This is a genomic window from Sporichthya polymorpha DSM 43042, from assembly GCF_000384115.1.
GTDB lineage: Bacteria > Actinomycetota > Actinomycetes > Sporichthyales > Sporichthyaceae > Sporichthya > Sporichthya polymorpha.
Genome location: NZ_KB913029.1, coordinates 2673134 through 2697597, shown reverse-complemented (window position 1 = coordinate 2697597; position 24464 = coordinate 2673134). Strand labels below are relative to the sequence as shown.

Sequence of the window (24464 nt, the reverse complement as noted above, 5' to 3'; positions counted from 1 at the left end):
GATGATCGACCTCTACTGGCTGCCCCTGGGAGCGGGTGGCCACGTCGTCCGGTGGAACGGACGCGTGTACGAGCACCTCCAGGCACGCCGTGAACACCGCCCGCCCGGCGAAATCCATCACGCAGCCCTCGACGTCACCGCCGCCGGGACCCGCACCGTCATCGAGATGGCTCCGGTGTGGAACTGCGCCGCCCCAGATCGTGGAACGGTCGTGGTGGGACCGGTGGGCGCCGCGGTTCTCGGCCGGTTCCGGATGTTCCGCTACGAGGTCCGCTGCTGGCGCAACGGACGCATCCCCGATGCCGCCGAAGCGACCGCGATCGTCCGGGTCAGCCGCGACGAGCGCCGTGCCGCGGCTGTGCTGGACTCGGTCCCCCAGGTTCCACCTCTCACCTGGGGCCGCGACGATCTCGGCTGTGGCGAGATGTGGAACTCCAACTCCCTCGTCGCGTGGCTGCTCGCCGTTACCGGCCACGAGATGGCTGCCATTCGACCCCCCGCCGGCGCGCGTGCGCCGGGGTGGTCAGCCGGCCTTGCGCTGGCAGATCGCGAACGGCAGATGATGACGCGGCACACAACCGCGCCTCAGGACCGCTTTCCTGCCACTGCGTCAGAAAGTAGTGACTGTAGGGACAAATGAGGTTGCACTTCTACTAGAACATATGTTCGAACGCGGGTAGAATCGTGGTATGTCCGCAGGGGTGGGGATGCATCCGGCACTGGCGACGATCGCCGGTGCGGTGGAGGACGTCCGCAAGGTGGCGGCGATGCTCACCGCGGACGAGGTCTGGACGCTCACCGACGCGGATCTCGAGCTCATGGTGCGGGCGCAGTCCGAGTTGGACTCCGCTGTCGCCGCTCTCGGTGTCCGGGCGGTGCGCGAGGCCGACGTCCGCGGGCTTTCTCTGGCCGACGGGAAGATCTCGACCGCGGTCTGGCTGGGCCAGAAGCTGAACCTGCACCCGGCCGAAGCGCGGCAGCGCGTCAAGGACGCCGACATCCTCTCCCGCAAGGGCACCGCCACCGTCGAAGCTCTCGCTGACGGCAAGCTCAATCGCGACCAGGCCCGTGCGGTGGCACGGAGCCTGCGCAAGATCGAACCCGTCGGCTCGGCGACCGAACTCGCCAACGCCGAGGCATTCCTGCTGGCCAACTCCCGCGGTGCCGACCCCTCCGGGATCCTGCGGATGGGCAAGCACATCGAAGAGGTCATCGACGAGGACGGCAAGCCCCCGGCACCGGACCCGGACGACCCGACCGGCGACGCCCCGGCGGAGTCCAAGCGCGCGGCCCGCGCGCAGCGGAAGCGGTCGCTGACGATCACCGATCTGGGCAACGGGCTGCACCGCATCCGCGGCGAGCTGACCGACGAGGTCGCCGCCCTGGTCAAGACCGCCCTCGACCCCCTCGCCGCCCCGCGACCCGCCGTGAACGGTCAACGGGACGAACGCTCAGCACCCCAGCGGCGCCACGACGCGCTCGGGGACGTGTTCCGCCAGTTCCTCCGCTTCGGGGACCTCCCTCCCTCCCACGGGGTGCGCCCGCACCTGCACGTGACCGCGAGCGTGGAGACCATGGCCGGGGACACCGGGCACCCGTTCGCGAGGACCGCGACCGGTGAAGATCTGGACATCGCCACTGTGCAGCGGATCGCCTGCGACGCGGGGATCACCCCGATCGTGGCCAACACCCTCGGGGTGCCGTTGGCGATGGGCCGCGAGGTCCGCACCGCCACCCCCGCCCAGTGGGCCGCGTTGGTCGCCCGGGACATCGGCTGCATCGGCGAGGGTTGTACCCGTCCGGCGGCGTGGTGTGAAGCGCACCATATTGAGTGGTGGGACCGCGACGACGGGCCCACCGACGTGGACAAGATGGCCCTGGTGTGCTCCCACGAACACTATCTGATCCGATCATCACCGCGCAGAGACCCACCGCAACCACTGACCGCGTTGCAAGGGAAGGGCTGGGGCGTGCGGATGGCCGCCGACGGCCACCCAGAAATGATCCCCCCGACGTGGGTTGATTCCGAACAGAAACCAAGACGCAACGCGCACTGGCAACTCATCCGCAACGGCCTCAAGGTTCCGCCCGAGGAACCGGATCCAACCTCGCCGGGCCCGGCGCCGCGGGAGTGAACCGGGCTCGTCAGGATGTCGAGCCGACAGCGACCCGTTCGATCCGGGCGTTGCCGGGCGGGTAGAGCAGGGCCCGCTGACCGTTGTCGGACCACACCACGACGTACGGCGGGGTCCCATTGCCGTTCTGGACCTCGACGACCACGGCCGCGCGCTCCTGGCCGGGCACGCCGGTGGGAACGAGCACACGATCCCCGACGCCCGCATCCAGACCTTCGGGGCGACGAGAACGCGGCAGGGCGTGTGCCCCGGACTTCCGGCGCTTCACGACGTCTCGCCCGCGATGCCGGTCCAGTCCGCGAGCACCGCGGCCATGACACGACGCCGATTGACCAACTGCACGGCCTGCAGGTCGCGGGGCACCTTCGGCGCGAAGTCGACACTGCCCGTTGCCCGGGAATGGCCGGCCGTCCGTAACCCGGAGGTGGCCAGAAAGTCCTCGGTGATCAGATAGTCCGTCGCGGCGCCGTCACCGGCCACGAGTTCACCGTGGGCCCAGGCCCCGACGACGACGAACCGGGCCCCGCGCAGGGCGTGGTCACGGTGGGGTGTGACGAGGAGCCGCGCTCCGCTTTCGCCGGCGAGGTCCTGCGCCTGGGCGATGAGCTCCTCGCTCGGCCACATCGGTCCCGGCGACGAGATCCGCACATCCATGCCGAGCAGTGTTCCCGCCAGCAAGAGGGACCGCGCGATGTCGGCCTGCCCATCGCCGACGTAACAGACCGCGATGCGGTTCAGCGGCCGGCGGGCCTGCTCGACCATCGTCAGCAGATCGGCGAGGAGGTGCACCGGGCGCCGAAGTTCGAGGACGGGGGTCGCCCCGCACGGCAGCGTGGAGAAGGGGAAGTCGGGGGCGGCGGTCCGGCGCGGGTCACTGGCCCGCTCCAGGAGCGCGACGCTCTGGACGCGGTCGAGCCGGAGGGTGCCGGCGAGGTCGAAGAGGTCGACATCCTCGACCTCGAACGCCCGTGGCGGGCGGGTCAGCAGGGCCATCAGAACACTCCTCCGGGCTGGCGTTCTCTGTCTCTCCACAGTCGCGGGCCGGTCCACCGAGAGTCAGGGCCGAACGGCCCCGGTGTGGGGAGCACACGTCCCGATTGGATCGAGACCGTCAGGAGGCGTTCCTTCTCGGACGAGCGAGGGGCAGGCCGGGCAGGATGCCGACCAGTCGGCCGTCCGCGATGACGAGTCCCGGCAGGCGCTCGGGAACCACGCGATCCTGCGGTCCGAGCACGGACAGGGCCTCGACTGGCCGGCACACCGCGCCGACGAGGAGGTCGTGGGACTCGGGACGGGTCGTCAGTTCTACGAGATCGACGGTGCCGACCAGGGCACCCTGTGCGTCGATCACCGGGTAGACCGCACCCCGCCGAGCGCCGGACACGAGCGAGGCCACCGGCGTCCACGACGGCACCACACGAAGCGCGCTGATCATCGCGTCGACTGCGCGCGGGTACGACGTGATCGCAGCGCGTGGCCGCGGGACGCGCCGGCGGCTGAGGCGCAGGACCCGTGCGTTCATGGTGGACTCCGGGGTGGGTGCCAGGTGTCTGGTCCGGTGGAGTTCCAGGGTGGCGCGCCGGGACGATGGCGGGGCAGGGCCCGAGGGTGCCGTTAGCGGGGGCCCAACGGCCCCCGGTCGGAGAGCCGGCCTGCCCTGCCGTCGATCCGCCGGAACGAGAGATCGTGAATTCCGATCATCCGGCTGTCAGCGACGGAGTCCACGTGAGGGAGAGCACGCCGCCTGGGCTCGCCCGTGTCGCAGGCTGGATCTGGCGGTGTGCGGCCGCGGAGACCATCGGCATGACCGCGGCGGCACTGGCCGCGCACGGCGCCGACACCCTCCCTCGGGACCGTGTCGGGGTCACCGCCGCCCTGGGGCTGATCGTGCTCGGAGGGCTGGTGGAGGCGCTCGCCATCGGGCAGGCCCAGGAGCTCGGCCTCCGCCGAGCTGGTCTGATGGTCCAGCGGCGTCTGTTCCTCGGCGTCACAGCGCTCGTGGCAGGCCTCGGATGGGCGGCGGCGTCCGCCCCCGCGACGTTGTCGTCCGACGTCGACGGGACGACCCCGCCAATCGGTTTGATCCTGCTCGGGGCCGCGGTCCTGGGCGTGAGCCTGGGCGCGGTCCTCGGGTCCGCGCAGGCAACGGCCCTGCCGGAACAGCGCCGACGCTGGATCGGGGCCAGCGCGTTGGGCTGGGGCGTTGCGATGCCGATCATCTTCGCGGGCGCGACCGCGCCGGACACCTCATGGCCGCTGGCCACCGTGCTCCCTCTCGCAGCCGGCACCGGCGCCCTCGCCGGGGCCGCCCTGGGAGCGGTCCTGGCCGGCACGGTCCGGGGCCGAACCGTCTGATCACCCGGTCGAGCGGATCAAGGCCGGTGACGAGTTCAACTTAGGCGCGTCCGTCGAACCACTCGCGCAGCCAGCGCTGCATCTGCAGGATCTCGTCCCGCTGGGCGGTGGCCACCTGTTCCGCGAAGTCCCTGGCCTCGTCGTGTCCGGCGAGGCCCTGGCCGACAAGCATCTGCGACGACATCACGGCGTGCATGTGATGCGGGATCATGTCGGCGAGAAAGGCTCGGTCGAGGGCGTCACCGGAGAGAGCCGACAGGTCGCGCATCATCGGCCGGTACGGACCGGCCATGGCAGCGCCCGGGTACCACTCGCGTAGCCAGGCCCGCATGCGCTCGATCTCGACCGACTGGGTCTGCACGATCGCTGAGCCGAGGGCGCGCAGTTCCGGACGGGTGGAACGGTGCAGCTCGAGCGCCGCGGCGACCGCCTCCTCGTGATGCGGAATCATCTCGGCCAGGTAATCCCGCTCGCTCTGCACGTGCATGTGGCCGGCGGTCATCCCACCGGGGCCCATCATCATGCCGGGACCCGTCCCGGGAGCAGCTGTGGCGGTCAACGACTGGCCGGCAGTGTTCGTCGTCGAATCGGTCTGGGGCGCTGTGACCGCGACGGCGGCCAGCAGCAACGCGCCCGCACCGACGGCAAGAGTCAGGTGGTACGTCATGGGGTCCTCCTCGTCGGACGACTCCAGACTGTGCCGTCTCCGGGAGGGTGCGACAGATCCGTTCGTCCCTGGATCCAGGTGACAAGGTTCCCGAGTTGGCCGAAAGCGACCGATCTCGGGAACTTGAGGGTCCGAACGTCCTGACTTTGCACCAATAGCAGCGAAGGCCGCGTGGGACCTCCGAACCGATTCCAGGCGGCAGAGGTCCCACGCCGCCACAAGGACCCTGACGCACCGTCATCGTGCCCGCACTCTGAATCTGTCCGAAGGCGCATCTTCAGCCTTCCGCACCCGAGAGCGAGGCTTGTCGTGACTGTCGAGACCACGGTTCCCGCGCAGCGGACCACCGATCAGCTGCCGTCGCCGCGCGTCAGCGTGGTTGTCCCGACCTACAACGAGGCTGCGAACCTGCCGTACGTCTTCGAGCGGATGCCCCTCGACGTGTACGAGGTTGTCGTCGTCGACGGCGGCTCGACGGACAACACGGTTGAGCAGGCCGAGTACCTCTGGCCCGGGGTACGGATCGTCAAGCAGACGCGCACCGGGAAGGGAAACGCCCTCGCGTGCGGATTCGCCGCTGCCCGCGGCGACATCGTCGTCACGCTCGATGCCGACGGGTCCGCTGACCCGGCGGAGATCCCCCGGTTCGTTGCGGCGTTGGTGGCCGGCGCCGACTACGCCAAGGGCAGTCGGTTCGCTGCCGGAGCGGCCGGTTCGGTTGACATCACGCCGGTCCGCCGCCTGGGCAACCGGGCGCTCAACGGGCTCGTCAATCTGCTGTACGACGTCGACCACACCGATCTCTGCTACGGCTACAACGCGATCTGGCGCCATCACGTCGGCGTGTTCGGCCTGGACGCCGAGGCCCCGGCCCCGTCGGACGGGGGTCGCCTCTGGGGTGACGGCTTCGAGATCGAGACCCTGATGACCCTCCGCGCTCTTCAGGCCAAGCTGACAATCGCCGAAGTCCCGAGTTTCGAGCGGCCCCGCCGGCACGGTGCGAGCAACCTGCACGCCACGACGGATGGCTTGCGCGTGCTTCGCACGATCGGTCGCGCCGCTGCCGAAGATCTTCAGGTTCGTCGCGCGGCACGCGTCGCCCACGCTCTGACGACGTCCGCTCCTGAGTCGTGGACGCCGACGGTCCTCACCGAGGTCGAACTGTCGCAGCCCCTGCCCCACCTGCGCCGGACCGGGGCGGACGCGCACCGTACGCGGATCCTGGTCCGCCTGCACGGTCACCCCGTCGGCGAGATGGAGATCGACCTCCCGGCCGCCGGTCTCCCGCCGGCCGACCTGGCGCTTCTTCTCCGTGCTGACCTGGGCGCCGAGATCTGTGACCACCTCCAGGCGGACGGGATCAGCGCCTCGGCGGTACTGACGGCGACCGGTCTCCCCCCGTCCGCCGCCGAGCCGGCGTGCCTGCGCGCCCGTCGGACGGCACGGGAGTCCGGCCCGCACCTCACCGTGGTCGTCGCCACGCGCAACCGCACCGCGAGCCTGCTCCGCACTCTCCGCGACCTTGAGGACCAGGACTACCCACGCTTCGACGTGCTCGTCGTCGACAGCGCTCCGTCGGACCACTCGACCGCCCGGGCCCTGCACGACCTGCGGTGGAACGGACCCGAACTTCGCTACCTCCGCCTGGCCGAACCCGGGCTCGCCGTCGCCCACAACGCCGCGTTGCCGCACGTGCGCGGCAGCTGGGTGGCCTTCACCGACGACGACGTCGAGATCGACTCCGGCTGGCTGACCGCGATCGCGACGGCTTCCCTGGAGGGGCCGGACGTCGGGTGCGTCACCGGCCTGCTCCTCCCGGCCGAGCTGGAGACCTACGCGCAGGACCTGCTGGAACAGTTCGGCGGGTACGGGCGCGGATTCACTCCGCAGACCTGGTCCCTGGCCGCCACGCAAGGCGAACCCCTCTTCCCCTACGCGGCCGGGCGCTTCGGCAGCGGGGCGAACATGGCCTACCGCGTCGACGCGCTCCGAGACGTCGGCGGCTTCGACCCCGCGACTGGTGCCGGCACCGAGGCCCGCGGGGGCGACGACCTGCTCGGATTCCTGCGGATCCTGCGCGGTGGCTACGCGCTCACCTATCGTCCCGACGCGATCGTCCGGCACCACCACCACCGCGATCTCGCCGCCCTGCAGCACCAGATCACCGGCTACGGGACGGGCCTGGGCGCCTACGTCACCGCGGCCGTCGCCGCGAACCCGTCGACCCTCCTCGACCTCCTCCGCCGCGCCGCGCCGGCCGCGCGCCACCTCGTGCTGCCGTCCTCGCCCAAGAACCGCGCCAAGAGCAAGGACTTCCCGCGGTCCCTGACGTGGGCCGAGCGACGCGGCCTGCTCGCCGGCCCCCGGGCCTACCTCCGCAGCCGGCACACCGCACAGGCGCGCCGGTCCACCGGCCCGGCCGAGATCGCGACCGTCGCCGGCGCGACGCCCGCCTCTCGCTGAATAGCGGCACCACCGACCACCGGAGCATCCGCGATGACCGCCACCCTGCCGGAGCCGGCCCCGCTTCCACGGGCCCCGGCCACCCCGGTCGCCACCTCGGCGCACCGCGGTGCAGCGCTGCGCAGTGGGCACTTCCTCGTGGCGAACTCGGCGCTCACGGCGGTGTCCGGACTCGTCTACTGGCTCGTGGCGGCACGGGCTTACGACGCCGACGACGTCGGCCGCAGCCTGGCGGTGATCTCGGCCGTGACGTTGTTGGGCGGCGTCGCCCAGGCCAACGTCATGACCGCTCTGCTGCGCTTCGTGCCGTACTCCGGCGCCGCGAGCCGCCGGGTGGTCCTGCGCGGCTACCTGCTGGCGGGGGTCCTCACCGCTCTGGCCGCGGCGGTCTTCGTCGCCGGGCTCGGCCGGTGGTCGGACGAGCTGCGCTTCCTCCGCGACGACCCACTCCTGGCGGGTTGGTTCGTCGTGTCGGTGACGGTGTGGGCGTGGTTCTCGATCCAGGACCACGTCCTCACCGCGGTCCGGCGGGCGGCGGTCGTCCCCGTCGAGAACGCCGCGTTCGCGGTGCTCAAGCTCGTCCTGGTGATCGGTCTGGCCGTCGCGGCCCCCGCGACCGGAATCTTCCTGTCCTGGACGATCAGTGCCGCCGTCGTCGTCGCGGTCACCTCGGCCTACGTCCTGTTCCGGGCTGTCCCCGCCCACATGGTCGAGCGACCGGTGGAGCAGGTGCCCGCCCTCCGCACCATGGGGCGCTTCCTGGCTCTGGACTACGTCGCGAGCCTGTTCCTGTTCGCGGCGGTCTCCGGTCTGCCCCTCGTGGTCATCGCCCGGGTCGGCGCGGTGGACACGGCCGGCCTGCTGCTCGCGTGGACCATCTCGTACTCGCTGTACCTCGTGCCGCTGGCGATGGGCCAGTCGCTGGTCGCCCACTCCGCCGACCCGGGCGCGGATCTGGATCGGGACGTCCGGTCCCTGATCGCGCACACGATGATGCTCGTCGCCCCGGCGGCGTTCCTCGTCGTGGTCTTCGCCCCGCAGATCCTCGCGCTCTTCGGTCCCGACTACGTCGTCCACGACACGACCCTGCGGCTCCTCGCCCTGTCCGCGGTTCCGAACGTCCTGATCGACCTGCGCGTCAGCGCCGCCCAGGTGCTCCAGCGAATGCGGGTCGTCGTCGGCACCCGCATGGCCCAGAGCGTCCTGGTGATCGGTCTCGCGCTGTACCTGATGGACAGTCAGGGAGTACGCGGCGTGGCCGCGGCCTGGCTGATCGGCCAGACCGTGGTGGCCGTGGTCCTGGCCCGGCTCGGCGGCGGGCCGACGCCGGTGGTCGGGCGGCCGGCCGCTCCGCCCCCTCCGGTGGTGGCGGCGCCGCCCGTCACGGTCAGCGTCGTCATCTGCTGCTGGACCGACGCCCGGTGGGAACAGCTCGTGGCCGCCGCCGAGTCCCTGCGGGCGCAGACGACGGAGCCACTCGAGGTGATCGTGGTCGTCGATCACAACCCCGAGCTGCTGGACCGGGTGCGCGCAGCTCTGCCCTGGGCCAGAACGGTCGCCAGCACCGGACAGCCGGGTCTGTCGGGGGCACGCAACACCGGAGTCGCGCTCGCCGCCGGCGACGTCGTCGCCTTCCTCGACGACGACGCGGCCGCGGGTCCGGAGTGGGTGGCCGCCCAGGCCGCGGCGTACGCCGACTCGACCGTCGTCGGCACCGCCGCGCGGATCGAGCCCGTGTGGGCCGCCGCCCGGCCCGGCTGGTTCCCCCCGGAGTTCGACTGGGTCGTCGGGTGCAGCTGGACCGGCGGACCGGAGGGCCCGGCCGAGGTGCGCAACGCCGTCGGTGCCGGCATGTCCCTGCGCCGAGTGCCGGTCCTCCTGCTCGGGGGATTCGACGAGGGACTCGGCCGGGTCGGCACCGTGCCGGTCGGGTGCGAGGAGACGGAGCTCTGCATCCGGCTGCGGCAGGCGCACCCGGGCGTACGGATCGTCAGCGTCCCCGCGGCCGTGACACACCATCACGTCCCGGCGGAGCGCGGAACGTTCCGGTACTTCCGGTCGCGCTGCTGGGCGGAGGGCATCTCCAAGGCCGGCGTGGCGGAACGTACCGGCGCCGACTCGCTGGGCACGGAGCGGTCGTACGCGACCCGCGTCATTCCTCTCGCCGTCGCCCGCGCGCTTCGTGACCGGCGTCCACGGCGTGCCCTGGCGCTGCTCGCCGGGGTCGCAATCACGGCCGCCGGTTACCTCAGCGCGCGCCTGCTGCCGCAGTCCGCGGCGCGAGCGCAAGCCGGCCGGGTGCTGCGGCTCGCGGCGGCGACCCTGCCACTCGCGGCCGGCGTCGCCACCTGGCTGTTCTCGCTCCGCGGAGTGGATCCCGCCGCGATGACCGACCTCGGCCTGGTCTCGGTCCTTCCGCCGGCCTGGTTCCTCGCCCTCGGCGGGATCGTCGTTCTCATCGCGCTGCACATCGCCCGCGGTTCGGCCGGTGCCGTCATCGGCGCGCACCTGGTCGGGGCACTGCTGGTCCTGCACGCCACGCCGGCGTTGCTGTACGACGAACCGCGGTACTCCTGGACGTTCAAGCACCTCGGCGTCGTCGACTACATCAACCGCCACGGGGGCATCGACCCCTCTGACCCGACGCTCGGGGTGTACCACTCGTGGCCCGGGTTCTTCACGTTCTCGGCGTTGCTCTCGGACACGACCGGGATGGATCCGGCGACGCTCGCGCGCTGGGCTCCGGTGTTCTTCCCGCTCGCGTTCGGTGTCCCGGCGCTGGTGGCTTTCCGCGCGCTGACCGACGACGTCCGCCGCGTCTGGCTCGGCGTCAGTCTGCTCGCGCTGACCAACTGGGTCGGGCAGGACTACTTCGCTCCGCAGGCGATGACCTTCTTCCTCTTCCTGTGCGTCGTGGCGCTGGTGCTGCGGTGGGGCCCAGGAACTCCGCGGGCGACGACGATCCTGCTCGCCGCGCTGATGCTCGCGGTCACCGGCAGCCACCAGCTCACACCGCCCGTCCTGTTCGGCGTGCTTCTCGTCCTGGCGATCCGACCGGGGTCGGCACCGCGCTGGCTGCCGCTGCCGATGGCGTTGTTCACCGCGGTGTGGATGGCGACGCTGGGCCGCGAGTACCTGGCCGCCCACTCCGCCGGACTGCTCGCCACGCTGGGCCGCCCCGACAACAACGCGGCGGAGACGTTGGCCTCCGCGACGAGCACCGAGCAGGCCGTCGTCATCTGGGCCGGCCGCGCCCTCGTGCTCCTCGTCGCCGCTCTCGCGGCTCTCACCCTGTTGCGCGAGCGCCGCGACGTACGCACCCTCACCGCCGCCCTGCTCGCCCTGGTTCCGGTGCCGCTCGTGGTGAGCAGCTACGACGGCGAGATCGTCTTCCGCGTCTACCTGTTCGCGCTGCCGTGGGCCGCGCTGCTTGCAGCCGGCGCCGTGGCTCGCCGGCGACGACGCCTGGTCCCGACGACGGCCCTCCTCCTGACGCTGACCGCGCTGTTCACCCTGGCGTACTACGGCAAGGAGCGCGCGAACTACTTCGACGCCGAGGAGCGGGCCGCCAACGTCTGGGTCCGGGAACACGCCGAGCCCGGGTCCGTCCTCGTCGGAGCAGCACTCGACTTCCCGTGGAAGGACCGCGACTACGAGCGGTTCCGGTACGCCTGGCTCTCGGAGTTGCCCGTCGAGAAGCGCCGGGAGCTCGCCACCGATCCGACCTCGGTCGTGATCGACCTCATGGGCGAGTCGGAAGCCTTCACCGGCTATCTGCTCCTCAGCGACGCCCAGGACGCCGCGCTCGACTACGGCACCGACCTCCCCCACGAGATCCAGGACACGATCGCCGGTGCGCTCCTGGCGTCGGGGGACTTCCAGCTGGTGTACGCGAGCCCCGGAGCGCTCGTGCTCCGGCACGAGTTCGTGGTGGCGACCGACCAGCAGTGGTGGGGAGCCACGCCATGAATTCCTTTCTCGGGCCTCGGTTCCCGGCGCTGACCGCCGTCCTGGTCGACGCGCTCGCTGCCGTCACGACGATCACCGTGGTCGTCGGCGCACCCGTGGCGATCCGTTCGGTCTGCGTCCTGAGTTTCGTCCTCGTCGGCCCCGGGGCCGCGATGGCAGCCCTGCTCGGCATCCGCGAGGTCGCCTCGTGGGCGTCCGTCACGCTCGGGGGCAGCATCGCCGCCGGCGTCCTGATCTCCGGCGCCGCGGCCATCGCCGGCTGGTGGCACCCGACCGTTCTGATCGCCCTGCTCGCCGTGTTCAGCACGGCGGGCGCGACTGCCGCGTGGTGGCGATCCCGTCCTCTGACCCACCTTCACGAGGAGGCACGACCATGCACGTCGTCGTGACCGGCGGAGCCGGTTTCATCGGATCCCATGTCGTCGACGCACTGCTCGACCGCGGACTGACCGTCAGCGTGATCGACAACCTGACGACCGGGCACGTCTCCAACCTGGAGAACGCCCGCCGGCACGGGGCGCGTCTGCACCGCGTGGACGTTCGCGACACAGCGTTGGTCCGCGGACTCCTCGCGGCGGAGCGGCCGGCGATCGTCGTGCATCTCGCGGCGCAGGTCGACGTCCGGACCTCGGTCGACGACCCCGCACTCGACGCCGACGTCAACGTTCTCGGCACGATCTCGATGCTCGAGGCGGCCCGCGCCGCCGGTGCTCAACGCTTCGTCCTGGCCTCGAGTGGCGGAGCGGTGTACGGGGATCGGGTGGCCCTGCCGACCTCGGAGACGGCCCGAACCAGGCCGATGTCCGGCTACGGGCAGAGCAAGCTCAGCGCGGAGAACTACCTGGCGCTCTACACCCGCCTGCACGGGCTCTCGACCGTCGCCCTCCGATTCGCGAACGTCTACGGCCCCCGTCAGCGGAGCTCCGGCGAGGGCGGCATCGTCGCCATCCTCTGCGAGCGCGCGCGCAACGGCGACCTCACGCGCGTCTTCGGGGACGGGTTGCAGACGCGCGACTTCGTGTACGTCTCCGACGTCGTCGACGCCGTCCTGGCGGCGACGACGAGCAGGGCGACCGGAGCGCTGAACATCGGCACCGGCACGGAGACGTCCGTCCGTCGCCTCGTCGACCTGCTCGGAGAGGTCACCGGCAAACCCGTCCGCACCCGTCGCGCGCCGGCGCGCCCGGGCGAGGTGCTGCGCTCCTGTCTCGACCCGTCGCGAGCGGGTCGGGTACTGGGGTGGGAGGCCAGGACTCCGCTGACCGAGGGAATCCGCCGCACCTACGAAGCCGCTGTCCCCGAGCTCACCGTCCCGGGGCCCGCCGTCACCGCGTCGACGGGGAGATGACGACGTGCCGCGGATCGGAGTCCTCACGACCGCGGTGCTGGCGGCCGCGTTCACCCTCGGCGTCTCGGTCGCGACGGTCTCGCACTTCGACCTCGAATCTCCGCCGGTCACCGAGGTCCTGGGCGTCGGTTCCCCGACGGAGACAGTGCCGGAGCGGTGGCCGAGCGCCCCCGCGGACGGGCTTCGACTGATCTTCGCCGACGAGTTCGACGGCCCCCGTCTCGACGGCAGCACCTGGCACACGTGCTTCTGGTGGGCGCCGACGACCTGCACCATCGAGACGCACGACGAACTCGGGCTCTACACCAGCGACAACGTCGAGGTCGCGAACGGCGTGCTGCGGCTGCAGGCCCGGCGCGAACGTGCGACCGGCTGGAACGGCCGTACCTTCGAGTACACCTCAGGTGCCGTGAGCACCGGCGGGAGCACCTACAGCGAGCCACCGAAGGAGCCCAGCTTCGTCTTCCGCTACGGCTATGTCGAAGCACGTATGAAGGTGCCCACCGGGCGGGGCCTGGTGTCGGCGTTCTGGTTGCCGACGGCCGATCACAGCTGGCCGCCCGAGATCGACGTCATGGAGATCCTCGGCAGCGACACCAGCCGGACCACCATGCACTACCACTACCTCCGGGCGAACGGCACGCACGTCAACGTCGGAGACGGCTGGCGCGGCCCCGACTTCTCGGCGGACTGGCACGTGTACGGCGTGGACTGGCGCCCGGGCTCGCTCGTCTGGTACGTCGACGGGGTGGAGCGGGCCCGCTACACCGGCCCGACGGTGACCGACAAACCGGCCTATCTGTTGTTCAACCTCGCCGTCGGCGGCACGTGGCCCGGGTCACCGAATGCGAAGACGCCGTTCCCGACCGAGCTGCTCGTGGACTGGGTTCGCGTGCACCAACGCCCCGCGGGCCCCTGATCCGACGGTAAAATCTCCCGCGCGATCCCCGTGATTTCGGGACCTAAGGCCCTGTCACTGGGCCCAAAGCCCTCAAGGCGGCCCGCGCAGCGCCGAGGTTCTCGGCATGAGAGGCCACCTCCGTCGTCGTATCGCCACCTCCGTGATCGGCGCTGCTGCCCTGATTGCCGCGACGGCGGCGCCGTTGGCCGGTCCGGCGTCCTCCGCCGCCGCGGCCGGACCGGTTGACGAGAGCTGGAACCTCGTCTTCGCCGACGAGTTCTCCGCCCCGGCACTCGACAGCTCGCGGTGGCACACGTGCTTCTTCTGGGCGCCGGACACCTGCACGATCGAGACGAACAACGAGCTGGAGCTCTACACACCGAACAACGTCTCGGTCGCGGGCGGCAGTCTGCGGCTGCAGGCCCGCAGGCAGGACGCCGTCGGGTGGAACGGCAAGACCTACCGATACACCTCGGGCATGGTCAGCACCGGCGGCAGCGAGTGGAGCGACCCCGCCAAGCCCGCCGGGTTCACCTTCACGTACGGATACGCCGAGGCGCGCGTGCGTGTGCCGGCCGGCAAGGGCCTGTGGCCGGCGTTCTGGTTGCTGCCGAACGACCACTCGTGGCCACCCGAGATCGACGTCATGGAGATCATCGGCGACCGGCCGACCGAGACCAACATGCACTATCACTACGTGAAGTCGGACGGATCGCACGGCGGCGTCGGCCGGGCGTGGACCGGCCCCGACTTCTCCGCCGGCTGGCACACGTTCGGCGTGAACTGGCAACCAGGTTCGTTGGTCTGGTACGTCGACGGCGTCGAGCGCGCCCGCTTCACCGGGCCCGAGGTCACCTCGAAGGAGTCCTACCTGCTGCTCAACCTCGCGGTGGGCGGGAACTGGCCCGGGGCACCGGACGCCTCCACGATCCTCCCCGCCGACTACCTCGTCGACTACGTGCGCGTCTACCAGCCCAACGGCGACACGGCCGCCCCGCCCGCGGTGGACTCCGCGGCACCTTCGGTGGAGGTCGGGCTGATCGGTTCTTCGCTCGGCGAGGTGGGCATCTCCGGCTCGGCGACGGACAACGTCGGCGTCACGCGCATGCAGGTGCTCATCGACGGCGCGGTGAAGGCGTCGTCGACGACCGACTCGCTGTACTACGCGTGGAACGCCCGCAAGGCCAAAAGGGGTAAGCACACGTTGGTCGTCCGGGCGTGGGACACGGCCGGAAACGTCGGGCAGCAGACCACCACCTACGTGCGCTGACCGTCGGTCAGAAACGCGCCGTTGTCAACGGGCGAACACCACCGGGCAGTGCGAGTGGCGTAGAGCGATCATCTCGACGAGCTCGGAGCCCGGGGGCTCGATGCCCGCCGGCGGCGCCGCCACGACCAGGAGGTCCGCCTGCGCCGAGGACCACAGCAGCGCGTCCCGCGGATCCGCGGGGAGCGAGACACGCCGGACCGGCACGTCCGGGTGCGTGGAGGCGAACCCGGCGAGCTGTTCCGCGACGAGCACGTCGCTCGCGCGCTGGTGCTGATCCTCGAGATTCCCGGCCAGTGCGCTGAAGTCCAGTCCGCGCTCGGGCTCTCGCCACGCGTGCACCACTTCGAGTTCGGACCTGGTGGCGGCCGCCTGGTCGAACGCGAACGCCAGGACCGACCGGTCGGCCGCGTCGCCTCGGACGTTCACCGCCACCCGCCCCGTCGGCTGGTTCGACTCCCCCGGCACGACAACGACTGGACAACGGGCGAAACGACTGACGTGAGCCCCGACCGAGTCGCCGTGCCTCCCGAGTCGCGCGCCGCCGGCGCGGGCTCCCACCACGAGCAGCGCGGCGCCCTCGGAGAGCTCGATCAGCACCGGCCCCGGCGGACGCGCGGTGACGGTCCACCGGACTCCACGGATCCCGTCCTCGCGCGCTCGGGCCGCGGCTTCCGCGAGCAGAGCATCGGCCGCCGCGCGATCCCGGCCGTCGTCCGGTGCATCCACCGGCGGCGCGGCCAGACCGTGCACCAGGTGCAACGACCAGCCGCGAGCTCGCGCCTCGCGGACCGCCCAGCGCAGGGCCGCCCCGGCCTCCGCTGTGGCGTCCAGGCCGACCACGATGACCTCGTTCGTACGCATCGCCGCTTCCTTCCTCAGCTGCTCGACAGAACCAGTCAACGAGACGCCCGTGGACCCCACCACGGTCGATGGGCCCGGTCCGTCGGGCCGACCGGCCCTGACCGTGCCTCAGGCCATCGCCAGCACGTGCACGGCCCGAGCGCCGGCCGGGTCGGGATACACGACGTCCTGACCCGGCCGGGCCCCGATCAGCGCGCGCCCCAGGCCCGAGTCGTGCGCGATCACCGGTAGCCCCCGCTCGTCCAGGGCAGCGAGCAGGAACCAGTGCGCACCGTCGCCCCGGTCGATCTGGACGCAGCAGCTCGGGCACACCGCGGAGTCGGGGTGCGGCTCGTGCACCGTGTCCAGCTCATGCGTGAGCGCGGCGATACGGTAGTTGAGAATCGCGATCGCGCGCCCCAGTGCCGGAAGCTCGCTCTCGGCAGCGGCGTCGAACTGCGCCAGAAGTTCCGGGCGCTCCACCTCCCGCAGCCGAGCATGCTCCTCCTCGACGCGGCTCCGGACCTCCCGGCGCAACGCGTCCCCGACGATCGACTCGGTGGTCAGCAGGGTCGTGACGGTCATCGCCGGCTCCCCTCGCCCACCGGGGCCGCGCCCAGGCGCTGAAGTTCGTCGGCGAAGCTCAGCATCACCAGGACCGCCTCCTCGTGACAGCGGGCCGCGTCCTCGTGCGAAGCAGCCTCGTGCCGGAGGCGGTGAGCGGCCCTCAGATCGGGAGCCGCCGCCCGGGACGGGAGTGTGGCGGCTCGCTGCTCGTGCTCCAGTGCAGCGTGCAGGGCGTCGGCAGCCCGCGCGCGGCAGACGGCGGCCGCGCCGGCCGCCTCGTCGATGAAGTCGTAACCAGTCCGACGAAGTCGGGCACTGGGTTCAGCCAGCATCACAGTCATGGCGGCAGATTCGGTCCGTGCGGTGGACCCCTGAAGGACCGAAGGTCCCGCGCGGGGGTGCTGATGGTCCGGAGTCCTTGCCAGGAGGGGTCTCGTGGGAGATCGAACGGGGTCATTGGTCCCTGGCCGCTCGGACCCGACCGCGGGAGCCTCGAAGCACGAAGGCATCCCTGACGTCCACTCAGCTAGGAGGAAACTCCGATGAACGCACCGCGCCTGATCACCGTCGGCGTCGACGGCTCCGCCGGCGGCCGCCGAGCCCTCGAATGGGCCGTCCACCTGGCCGCCGCGACCGGCGCCACCGTCGAGGTGGTGACCGCCTGGTCCTGGGACGGGATGGCCTTCAGCCCGGGCATGACGGCCGGGCCCGACCAGGAGCGCAACTACCTCGCCGAGCGGCAGGAGCTCGACGTCGACGCGGTCCTGAAGGACCTCGATGGCCCCGCCCCGACAATCGCCAAGCGCCTCGTCGAAGGCTCCCCCACGAAGGTGCTGATCGAGGCCGCCCGCAACGCGGACCTGCTGGTGCTCGGCAGCCACGGCCGTAGCCACCTGCACAACGCGCTGCTCGGTTCGGTCAGTGAGTCCTGTGTGCGCCACGGGTCCACGCCGGTCGTCGTCGTGCCCGCTCACGACCGTTCGGCACACCCAGGTGAAGCGCTCGTGCAGGCCTGACACGGGCCCGTAGAAGGAAGGTCGCGCGTCCGGACGGAGATCTGAGATGACGACAGCAGTTCACCTCGACACCCGCGCGGCCCTGTGGCGGGCAGCCAACCGCGCCCGCTGGGCCCCGTCGATCCACAACACTCAGCCGTGGCGACTGCGCCTGCATCGCGACGCGCTGGACCTGCACCTGGACCCGGAGCGGATCCTCCCCACCGTCGACCCGGACGGCCGCCAGGCGCTGATCAGTTGCGGCTGCGCGTTGTTCAACGCACGCGTCTCACTCGCGTGCGAGGAAGGCGCCGAGGTCACCGTCGCGCGGTTCCCCGAGGGCACCGACTCGACGCTGCTCGCTCGCCTGCACCTGGCGACGCGCTCGGCCGAGGACGCGTTCACCCGCGCCACACGCCTCGCACTGGCCGATCTGGACTTCGCGGTGGCGGTGCGGCGGACGAATCGGAACGCCTTCGAACAGACGTCAATACCGGCTCGATTTCTCGACCGGCTCACCGCGGCGGCGGCGGCGGAAGGCACCGTCCTGTTCGCCGTCCGACTCTCGCACCACCGTGCTGCGCTGGCCCGCCTCACACAGGTTGCAGCCGACGCGCTCGTCGACAATCCCGCGTACCGCGCCGAGGTGGAATCGGTGGACGGAAAGGCGCCGGTGGCGGTGTCCGCCGGTCACGCGCAGACGCTGCTCCTGCTCGGCACGGACACCGACCACCGGCGGGACTGGTTGCGCGCCGGGGAGGCGGTGGAGCGTGTCCTGCTCACGGCCGCGCTCTCGGGCTACGAGTACAGCCCGGTCATGCCGGCGCTCGAAGTTCCGGACGTCCGCGAGATGCTGCGATTCGAACTCGGCGTGACCGTCTATCCCCAGTTCCTGCTGCGCCTCGGACGGGGCGCCCCCGTCGCCTCGACCAGCCGGCGTCCCCTCACGGAGATCCTCACCGAGTCGTGAGGCTCTCCGTCAGTCGACCGGAACCTGCCAGCGAACCCGCGTGCCGAGGTCACGCCTCGCATCCTCGCGCGCCCGTCCGCTTCCCACTGATGTCACTACGTCGAGCTCGACCCAGCCGTAGGCCGGGTCCATCGTGACGGCGACGTCGGTGCTTGACACATCCGGATCGCCGGCCGCCGCGACGAGGGCTGCGCGAGTGGCCGTCAGCAGCTCGTTCACCAGATCGTCCGGGAGCGCGACTCGGGCTCGTCGGGGCCGTGCAGCATCGAGTAGGTCAACCGTGTGTGGAGCACCCGCCCGTCCGGTCGGAGGATGCGTCGATCCTGAGCCGGCGGTACCTCTCCGACCGTGACCAGCGATCGCGCTGCCGCCGCTTGCTGGGCGTCGGCGGGATGGACCAACGTGCGAGGGTCGCGGGCGACGATGTCGTCGTGATCGCGACCGAAGATCTCGACGGCCGCTGCGTTGGCCCGCAGTTCGCCCGGGTCGACGATGATCACGCGAAGTCTCCGATCCTCGGAGCGGCCCCGGGACACCCGACCGGGGCCGCCATCATCAGCATCGGCCGCGCGACGCCGGTTTCGTAGCGCCATCAGTCCCCGAAGGCCGGGACCATGTGCTCTGGCTGCACATACACCGAGGCGAGGACGCTGGTCTCATGAAGCAGATCAGCGCACGCATGAGCATGAACGAGATCCAGCTCGAGATGGAGATTCAGTCGCTGCGGGTCCGCGTGGCCGAGCTCGAAGCGGCCGTCCGCGAACTCCTCGCGGTCCGGGTCACGGCGGGAAGCTGAACGTGTCCCGGCTCTCGGGACTTTCGGCCCCTTGTGACCGCCGAGCGGACTGCCGATGACTTCGGCGTCCCCGTGGGATGCGAGGAGCGAGACATGGATGTCGCAGCGACCGAGCTCGAGAAGCGCGTGACCGAGTTGACGGCCGCGGTCCGGAACGAGCGCGCGGCTCGGCACACCGCCGAGGCCGAGCTGTCCGACCTGCGAGCGCGGGTGGACAACGCCCAACGGCTGGCCCACATGGGCGACTACGACTGGCACATCGCGACCGACACCAACCGGTGGTCGGACCAGTTGTTCCGGATCTACGGCTACGAACCGCAGGCGTTTCATCCGTCGTACGAGCGGTTCCTCGCCCATGTCCACCCGGACGACCGGGATCGAATCACCGCGGTCCACCAGCATGCGTACGAGACGGGTGAACCGTACGAGATGATCGAGCGCATCGTCCGACCGGACGGCGAAGTGCGCTTCCTGGCTTCGAACGGTCAAGTGGTCCGGGACGAGTGCGGTGTTCCCGTCCGGATGCGCGGCACCTGCCTCGACGTCACGGAACGGATCGTGGCGGAGCAGGCCCGCGAACGACTGGCCGCGCGGATCCATCGCCTGGTGGAGTCCAGTCCGGACGCGATCCTGCTCACCGATGCCGGCGGCTCCGTCGTGCTGGCGAACGTCGGCGCACACCGACTGCTCGGCGGCGACCCGGTCGGCACGCCGGCGGACCGGATCTCTCCGCGCCTGCTCGCCGGCGGCCACGAGATCCTGGCGAACGGTCTCGACGGTCGCCCTCTCGAGCTGGACGTGACCGTGGCCCGGCTCTGCGATGCCGACGGCGACGGCCTGGTTGCCGCCTACCTGCGCGACGCGACGGAGCGCCAGGCCGACGAGGCCCGCGCCGCGGCGCTGCGCGAGGCACAGGTCCGGCACCGCCAGGCGCAGGAGATCAACGACGACATCGTGCAGGGACTGACCGCCGCCGTGCTCGCGATGCAGCGACTGGATTCCGCCGACGCCCTCCACTACGTGGAGCAGACCCTCGCCGCCGCCCGACGCCTGATGAACGACTGGACGGGCGAGCCGTTCGCGGCCGACGAGCCGGTCCGACCGGGCGCACTCGTGCGCGCGTGCTCATCGACGACCGCACCACTCGAGGCGTGCCCTCCGAGAACCGGACAGCCGACGGCAGCGGACTTTCACCCGGATCGCCGAATCCTCGTCGTGGACGACAATGCGACGGTGCGTCACCTGCTGTGCGCCCAACTCGAACGTTCTGGGCGCGGCACGGTCGTCGGCGAGGCCGCGGACGGCGAGGAGGCGATCGAGCTCGCGACCGCGTTGCAGCCCGATCTCGTCCTGCTCGACCTCTCGATGCCGCGGATGGACGGTCTCCAGGCGCTTCCCCGAATCCTCGAGGCGGTCGCCGGCGTCAAGGTGATCGTGATGTCCGGATTCGACCAGCGCACCCTCGGCGAGCAGGTCCTCGCCGCGGGGGCCGCGACCTACGTCGAGAAGGGTCTGCAGATGAACCTTCCCGCAGTGATTGACGCCGTCTATCAGGCGGCTTGAGCCGAGGGTGGGCGATGGTCCCATGCCTTGCCCGTCCGTCCGTCCGCCGGCGTACCGGACGTGCGCCAGGACGTGATCGGCCTTGAAGATGATGCCGTTGTCCCCGGCGTCGAGGATGCAGTCCTGGGCGATGGACGCATGCGTGATCGCCTCGATGCCGAGCTGGTCGAAGTACTTTGCGGAGGCTCCAAAGCACGAACCGCCCTGGCCGCGGTGACCACGTGCTGGTCGACGTCGATCGCTGCCGCGGCGTCGTGCACGAACCGAATTTCTTTGCGTTCGTACAGCGGTGCCAGCGGGAACGTGATGTCTGAGGCGTCACGCACCGCGGGCGCGTCAGTGCCCGAAGCGGACGTCGGGGAGGATGCGGGCGAGCCAGCGCGGGGTCCACCAGGCGGCGGTACCCGTGAGCCGGAGCAGGATCGGGACGAGCAACAGGCGCACGAGCAGTGCATCGAGCAGGACCGCGATCCCGAGGATGATGCCCATCTCCTTCGGCGGGAGGGGCCCCGACAGGGCGAAGGTGAAGAACACGGCGACCATGACGGCGGCGGCGGCGAAGATCACCCGCCCGGAGTGGGCCAGCCCGCCGACCATGGCGCCCTTGGCGCCCTCACCGCGGTCCCAGTGTTCCTTGGCGCTGGAGAGCAGGAACACCGTGTAGTCCATCGCGATCGCGAAGATCATCGCGAAGAAGAACACCGGGCCCCACGCGTCCAGGAATCCCTGGGACTCGAAGCCGAGCAGGTCGGCCCCGTGGCCGTCCTGAAAGATGAGCTTCGCGACCCCGAACGCCGCGCCCGTCGCCAGCAGATTGGTGACCGTGCCGATCAACGCGACCAAGGGAGCTTGCAGGGCGACGAGGAGCAGCAGGAATCCGAGGGCGAGCACGACGCCGATCACCAGCGGGGTCTTGGCGGCCAGTTCGCTCTCCAGGTCGTGGTTCTCCGCCACCGCCCCACCGACGAGCACGCTTTCCGGCAGCGCCTCCCGCAGCCGATCGATGGTGTCCCCCGTCGCCGGGTCCGAGGGGTCCGAGGCAGGCACCGCCTGCACCAACGCCTGTCCGCCTCCACCGGGTTGCACCGGCATCACGGCCGCGATGCCCGGGTCCCGGGCGACGGTGGCAGCCGCGGCCTCGACCGCCACGGCCGGGCCGACGATCTGCAGAGCGCCCGGAGCGCCCGGCCCGAATGCCTGCTGGACCAGCACGTAGCCCTGCCGGCTGGAGTCGTCCTCGGGGACCACGGCGATCGAAGGCATCCCGGTGTCGAGAGAGAGCACGGGCACGGCCAGCGCTCCCAGACCGATCACGGCGGCGATCCCCGCCGCCCACGGCCGCCGCCACAACCGCTCACCCCACGCCGCGAACCGCGCCGAGCGGTGCTCGCCCGAGTGCGCCCACGGCAGGGCCAGCCTGTCCACGCGGGCCCCGAGTCGGCCCAGGATGGCCGGCAGCAGCGTCAGCGTCGCGGCCAGCACAAAGACGACCGAGAGCATGATGCCCACCGCCATCGACCGGAAGGCCGGAGAGTCGACCAGCATCACGGCGCTGAGCGAGATCAGCACCGTGACCCCACTGAACAGCACCGCCTTGCCGGCGGTGTCCATCGTCTCCTCGACTGCCCGGTGCACGTGCTTGCGCGAGCCGAACAGCGCCCCGCGGAAGCGGTAGACCACGAACAAGGCGTAGTCGATGCCCAACGCGAGGGCGAACATCAGCGCGAAGTTCATCGCCCAGATCGAGATCGGCGTCAGCTCGGTGAGCAGGAACAGTGACCCCGCCGACGCCACCAGTCCCAGGATCGTCAACAACAGCGGCAGGCCCGCGGCGACCAGCGACCCGAAGGCCAGCACGAGGATGCCCAGCGTCACCGGCCAGCTCATCAACTCCGACTTCATCATCGCGTCGCGGTTGGCCTCGTTGAAGTCCGACCACATCCCCGAGGCACCGGTCAACGCGATCTGCACCTGCGCGGTCCCCAGCGCGGTGATCGGCCCCTTGAGGTCGTCCGCGGCCCGCACCATCTCATTGGCGTCCGCTACGGCACCGGCCATCACGATCGCGGTGTGCCGGTCGGCACTGATCGTGGTCCCCGGCGTCGGCGGCACCACCGCCGCGACGCGATCGTCGGCCGCCAACTCGGTCGAGACCGCCGCGACCGCCCGCGCGAACTCCGGGGAGTCCACGGTCTGCTCCGCACTGTGCAGCACCACCATCAGCCCGGTGCTGTTCAACCCGCCGAACTGCGCCCCGACCAGCTCCCGCACCTGGACCGACTCGGACCCGTTCGCCTGCCACCCGGCACCGGAGAGCGCGTGCTCCACCTTGGGCGCGAACATTCCGAGCCCCACCGTGATCAGCAGCCAGGCCGTGAACACCAGCCGTGCGTGATCCGCCGCCCACCCTCCGAGCCGGCCGACCGGCCCGCTCGCGCCGGCCGCGCGCCCGTCACGGTCGGGCCGGCGGTGACGCGGCCCCGGCACCTGCGTGTTCGAGAAGCTGGTGGTGGTCATCGGATTCCCCGTTTCAGCCCGAACAGCCGGGACAGGACCAGCGAGGCCGGACAGTCGCCGACGAGGACGTAGAGCCACTGGTTGAGCCCGACGAAGGCCACCACCAGCAGGAACCACGAGCTGACGAAGGCGCTCAGCGCCGCCGCGATCAGCACGACGGTGCCCGCCAGCGCGAACAGGACTCGCTCGAGCGGCGCGGTGCGGGTCTCGGAAATGGTGCTCATGAGGTGCCCTCCATCACGGCATTGAGTTCGGAGAGCCGGCTCTGCAGCCCGCCGCAGACCTGCTCACACAGGGCGTAGACGTTCTGATCGGCGACGCGGTAGAAGGAGCTGGTGCCGTCCTTGCGCCGCGACACGATCCCCGCCTGCAGCAGGATTCCGAGGTGCTTGGACGCGTTCTGCTGACTGGTGTCCAGGCGTTCCGTGATTTCCGCGACCGACAGCTCGCCGGCCCGGAGGAGATCGAGAATCCGGATACGCATGGGATCACCGATGACGCGCAGGCGGGCCGCGATCATCTCGGCCAGGTCCACCGGGATCGGGTGCGGGAGAGCCATGGTTCCTCCAGGAACATCTTCACTCGTTCACAACTGTGTAGTGGTTATAGGATACCGAGGCGGCAGCTTGTGCCAACTGCACAACTGTGAAGTGGTGAATGATCCGGGTCACACTGTCAAGACCGGGCCTGCGGACGGTCCGCAGCGCTCAGCAGGGACATGTCGGTCTGGGCGGCTCGGAGCAGACGGTCCGCGAGTTGCCGGAGGGCTCGCGCGACGGCGATCTCGTCGCCGACGACCGGCGCCTCGGGATCGCTGTCCCGGCGCCCCGCCCGCCCGTCGGCGTTCAGCAACGGGCCGTCCCCGACGAGGTAGGCGTGCGCCGTCGTCTGTCCGTCCCGTTCGACGATCGCCAGGTCGACGTGCCAGTTCCGGCGCACGGTCGTGACGGGTGCCTCCGCGACGTCCTGGTTCATGGAAGTGCCTCTCTCCTCGTGCCCACGGCCGGCGCGACTGCGTCCGCCCACTCCGAGCCTGGCCGTGCCGTGGGGACGGCAGCAGGGCCGACGGTCCCGACTGCGACCCACACCGGACCCGAAGATCCCGGGG

General features: G+C 70.9%; 26 protein-coding genes and 1 pseudogene. 14 read left to right on the top strand and 13 right to left on the bottom strand.

Annotation, left to right across the window (positions count from 1 at the left end):
* The first annotated feature begins 1 nt into the window (after nt 1).
* A complete protein-coding gene (locus SPOPO_RS0113255) occupies nt 2-640 on the top strand; it encodes a hypothetical protein (RefSeq protein WP_019875296.1) in 639 nt (212 codons plus the stop codon).
* A gap of 49 nt (nt 641-689) precedes the next feature.
* Entirely contained in the window at nt 690-2135 is a 1446-nt protein-coding gene (locus SPOPO_RS0113250; RefSeq protein ID WP_169577196.1) for an HNH endonuclease signature motif containing protein, read from the top strand.
* Nucleotides 2136-2145: 10 nt separating this feature from the next.
* Here the strand turns inward: SPOPO_RS0113250 and SPOPO_RS34820 are convergent, their stop codons facing one another.
* From SPOPO_RS34820 to SPOPO_RS0113235, 3 genes are all read right to left on the bottom strand, one after another.
* A complete protein-coding gene (locus tag SPOPO_RS34820) occupies nt 2146-2403 on the bottom strand; it encodes a DUF1918 domain-containing protein (protein WP_281168165.1) in 258 nt (85 codons plus the stop codon).
* Nucleotides 2400-3128, bottom strand: coding sequence for a Rossmann-fold NAD(P)-binding domain-containing protein (locus SPOPO_RS32830; protein ID WP_019875293.1), 729 nt, complete (start codon nt 3126-3128; stop codon nt 2400-2402). The genes SPOPO_RS34820 and SPOPO_RS32830 overlap by 4 nt, the downstream gene beginning before the upstream one ends.
* 118 nt (nt 3129-3246) lie before the next feature.
* Nucleotides 3247-3657, bottom strand: a complete 411-nt coding sequence (locus SPOPO_RS0113235; protein ID WP_019875292.1) for a hypothetical protein — start codon at nt 3655-3657, stop codon at nt 3247-3249.
* Nucleotides 3658-3938: 281 nt separating this feature from the next.
* On the opposite strand from SPOPO_RS0113235, the gene SPOPO_RS29460 reads away from it, so the two are divergent.
* Nucleotides 3939-4490, top strand: a complete 552-nt coding sequence (locus tag SPOPO_RS29460; RefSeq protein ID WP_156869865.1) for a hypothetical protein — start codon at nt 3939-3941, stop codon at nt 4488-4490.
* A 40-nt stretch (nt 4491-4530) separates the two neighbouring features.
* Here the strand turns inward: SPOPO_RS29460 and SPOPO_RS0113220 are convergent, their stop codons facing one another.
* Nucleotides 4531-5157 (bottom strand): DUF305 domain-containing protein, encoded by a 627-nt coding sequence (locus tag SPOPO_RS0113220; protein WP_019875289.1) that lies wholly within the window; start codon nt 5155-5157, stop codon nt 4531-4533.
* Between the two features lie 309 nt (nt 5158-5466).
* Between SPOPO_RS0113220 and SPOPO_RS36055 the strand changes: the two are divergent.
* The 7 genes and pseudogenes from SPOPO_RS36055 to SPOPO_RS29435 form a co-directional block, all read left to right on the top strand.
* A pseudogene (locus SPOPO_RS36055) lies at nt 5467-6207 on the top strand (glycosyltransferase family 2 protein); the annotation flags it as partial.
* A gap of 204 nt (nt 6208-6411) precedes the next feature.
* Nucleotides 6412-7620 (top strand): glycosyltransferase family 2 protein, encoded by a 1209-nt coding sequence (locus SPOPO_RS36050; RefSeq protein ID WP_342672911.1) that lies wholly within the window; start codon nt 6412-6414, stop codon nt 7618-7620.
* Between the two features lie 33 nt (nt 7621-7653).
* Entirely contained in the window at nt 7654-11589 is a 3936-nt protein-coding gene (locus tag SPOPO_RS33775) for a glycosyltransferase (protein WP_019875287.1), read from the top strand.
* Nucleotides 11586-11978, top strand: a complete 393-nt coding sequence (locus tag SPOPO_RS0113200) for a hypothetical protein (RefSeq protein ID WP_019875286.1) — start codon at nt 11586-11588, stop codon at nt 11976-11978. Before SPOPO_RS33775 ends, SPOPO_RS0113200 begins: the two co-directional genes overlap by 4 nt.
* On the top strand, nt 11963-12937 hold the full coding sequence (locus SPOPO_RS0113195; protein WP_019875285.1) for a GDP-mannose 4,6-dehydratase: 975 nt from the start codon (nt 11963-11965) through the stop codon (nt 12935-12937). The genes SPOPO_RS0113200 and SPOPO_RS0113195 overlap by 16 nt, the downstream gene beginning before the upstream one ends.
* Nucleotides 12938-12941: 4 nt before the next feature.
* Complete coding sequence (locus tag SPOPO_RS32820; protein ID WP_019875284.1) at nt 12942-13856, top strand: glycoside hydrolase family 16 protein; 915 nt, start codon at nt 12942-12944, stop codon at nt 13854-13856.
* A gap of 106 nt (nt 13857-13962) precedes the next feature.
* Nucleotides 13963-15108, top strand: a complete 1146-nt coding sequence (locus SPOPO_RS29435; protein ID WP_084671065.1) for a family 16 glycosylhydrolase — start codon at nt 13963-13965, stop codon at nt 15106-15108.
* A 24-nt stretch (nt 15109-15132) separates the two neighbouring features.
* Here the strand turns inward: SPOPO_RS29435 and SPOPO_RS0113180 are convergent, their stop codons facing one another.
* From SPOPO_RS0113180 to SPOPO_RS0113170, 3 genes are all read right to left on the bottom strand, one after another.
* Complete coding sequence (locus tag SPOPO_RS0113180) at nt 15133-15969, bottom strand: universal stress protein (RefSeq protein WP_019875281.1); 837 nt, start codon at nt 15967-15969, stop codon at nt 15133-15135.
* Nucleotides 15970-16077: 108 nt separating this feature from the next.
* Nucleotides 16078-16533, bottom strand: a complete 456-nt coding sequence (locus SPOPO_RS0113175) for a GreA/GreB family elongation factor (RefSeq protein WP_019875280.1) — start codon at nt 16531-16533, stop codon at nt 16078-16080.
* Nucleotides 16530-16856, bottom strand: a complete 327-nt coding sequence (locus tag SPOPO_RS0113170) for a hypothetical protein (protein WP_019875279.1) — start codon at nt 16854-16856, stop codon at nt 16530-16532. The genes SPOPO_RS0113175 and SPOPO_RS0113170 overlap by 4 nt, the downstream gene beginning before the upstream one ends.
* A 201-nt stretch (nt 16857-17057) precedes the next feature.
* Between SPOPO_RS0113170 and SPOPO_RS0113165 the strand changes: the two genes are divergently transcribed.
* The gene (locus tag SPOPO_RS0113165) at nt 17058-17531 is read left to right on the top strand and encodes a universal stress protein (protein ID WP_019875278.1); all 474 of its coding nucleotides are present in this window, start codon (nt 17058-17060) and stop codon (nt 17529-17531) included.
* Between the two features lie 46 nt (nt 17532-17577).
* A complete protein-coding gene (locus SPOPO_RS0113160; RefSeq protein ID WP_019875277.1) occupies nt 17578-18480 on the top strand; it encodes a nitroreductase family protein in 903 nt (300 codons plus the stop codon).
* Nucleotides 18481-18489: 9 nt separating this feature from the next.
* On the opposite strand, the gene SPOPO_RS0113155 is transcribed toward SPOPO_RS0113160, so the two are convergent.
* Together SPOPO_RS0113155 and SPOPO_RS0113150 are read right to left on the bottom strand one after the other, a co-directional pair.
* Complete coding sequence (locus tag SPOPO_RS0113155; RefSeq protein ID WP_019875276.1) at nt 18490-18699, bottom strand: hypothetical protein; 210 nt, start codon at nt 18697-18699, stop codon at nt 18490-18492.
* Entirely contained in the window at nt 18696-18980 is a 285-nt protein-coding gene (locus SPOPO_RS0113150; RefSeq protein WP_019875275.1) for a PAS domain-containing protein, read from the bottom strand. Before SPOPO_RS0113150 ends, SPOPO_RS0113155 begins: the two co-directional genes overlap by 4 nt.
* Nucleotides 18981-19138: 158 nt before the next feature.
* Here SPOPO_RS0113150 and SPOPO_RS34370 point away from each other — a divergent pair, with 158 nt between their 5' ends.
* Together SPOPO_RS34370 and SPOPO_RS0113140 are read left to right on the top strand one after the other, a co-directional pair.
* Nucleotides 19139-19276 (top strand): hypothetical protein, encoded by a 138-nt coding sequence (locus tag SPOPO_RS34370; protein WP_019875274.1) that lies wholly within the window; start codon nt 19139-19141, stop codon nt 19274-19276.
* 93 nt (nt 19277-19369) lie between these two features.
* On the top strand, nt 19370-20839 hold the full coding sequence (locus SPOPO_RS0113140) for a response regulator (protein WP_019875273.1): 1470 nt from the start codon (nt 19370-19372) through the stop codon (nt 20837-20839).
* Between the two features lie 336 nt (nt 20840-21175).
* Here SPOPO_RS0113140 and SPOPO_RS0113135 read toward each other — a convergent pair whose 3' ends face one another.
* From SPOPO_RS0113135 to SPOPO_RS29430, 4 genes are all read right to left on the bottom strand, one after another.
* On the bottom strand, nt 21176-23356 hold the full coding sequence (locus SPOPO_RS0113135; RefSeq protein ID WP_019875272.1) for an MMPL family transporter: 2181 nt from the start codon (nt 23354-23356) through the stop codon (nt 21176-21178).
* On the bottom strand, nt 23353-23580 hold the full coding sequence (locus tag SPOPO_RS0113130) for a hypothetical protein (RefSeq protein ID WP_019875271.1): 228 nt from the start codon (nt 23578-23580) through the stop codon (nt 23353-23355). Before SPOPO_RS0113130 ends, SPOPO_RS0113135 begins: the two co-directional genes overlap by 4 nt.
* The gene (locus tag SPOPO_RS0113125; protein ID WP_211210897.1) at nt 23577-23891 is read right to left on the bottom strand and encodes an ArsR/SmtB family transcription factor; all 315 of its coding nucleotides are present in this window, start codon (nt 23889-23891) and stop codon (nt 23577-23579) included. Before SPOPO_RS0113125 ends, SPOPO_RS0113130 begins: the two co-directional genes overlap by 4 nt.
* 140 nt (nt 23892-24031) lie before the next feature.
* Entirely contained in the window at nt 24032-24331 is a 300-nt protein-coding gene (locus tag SPOPO_RS29430) for a dsRBD fold-containing protein (RefSeq protein WP_019875269.1), read from the bottom strand.
* Nucleotides 24332-24464: the final 133 nt, after the last annotated feature.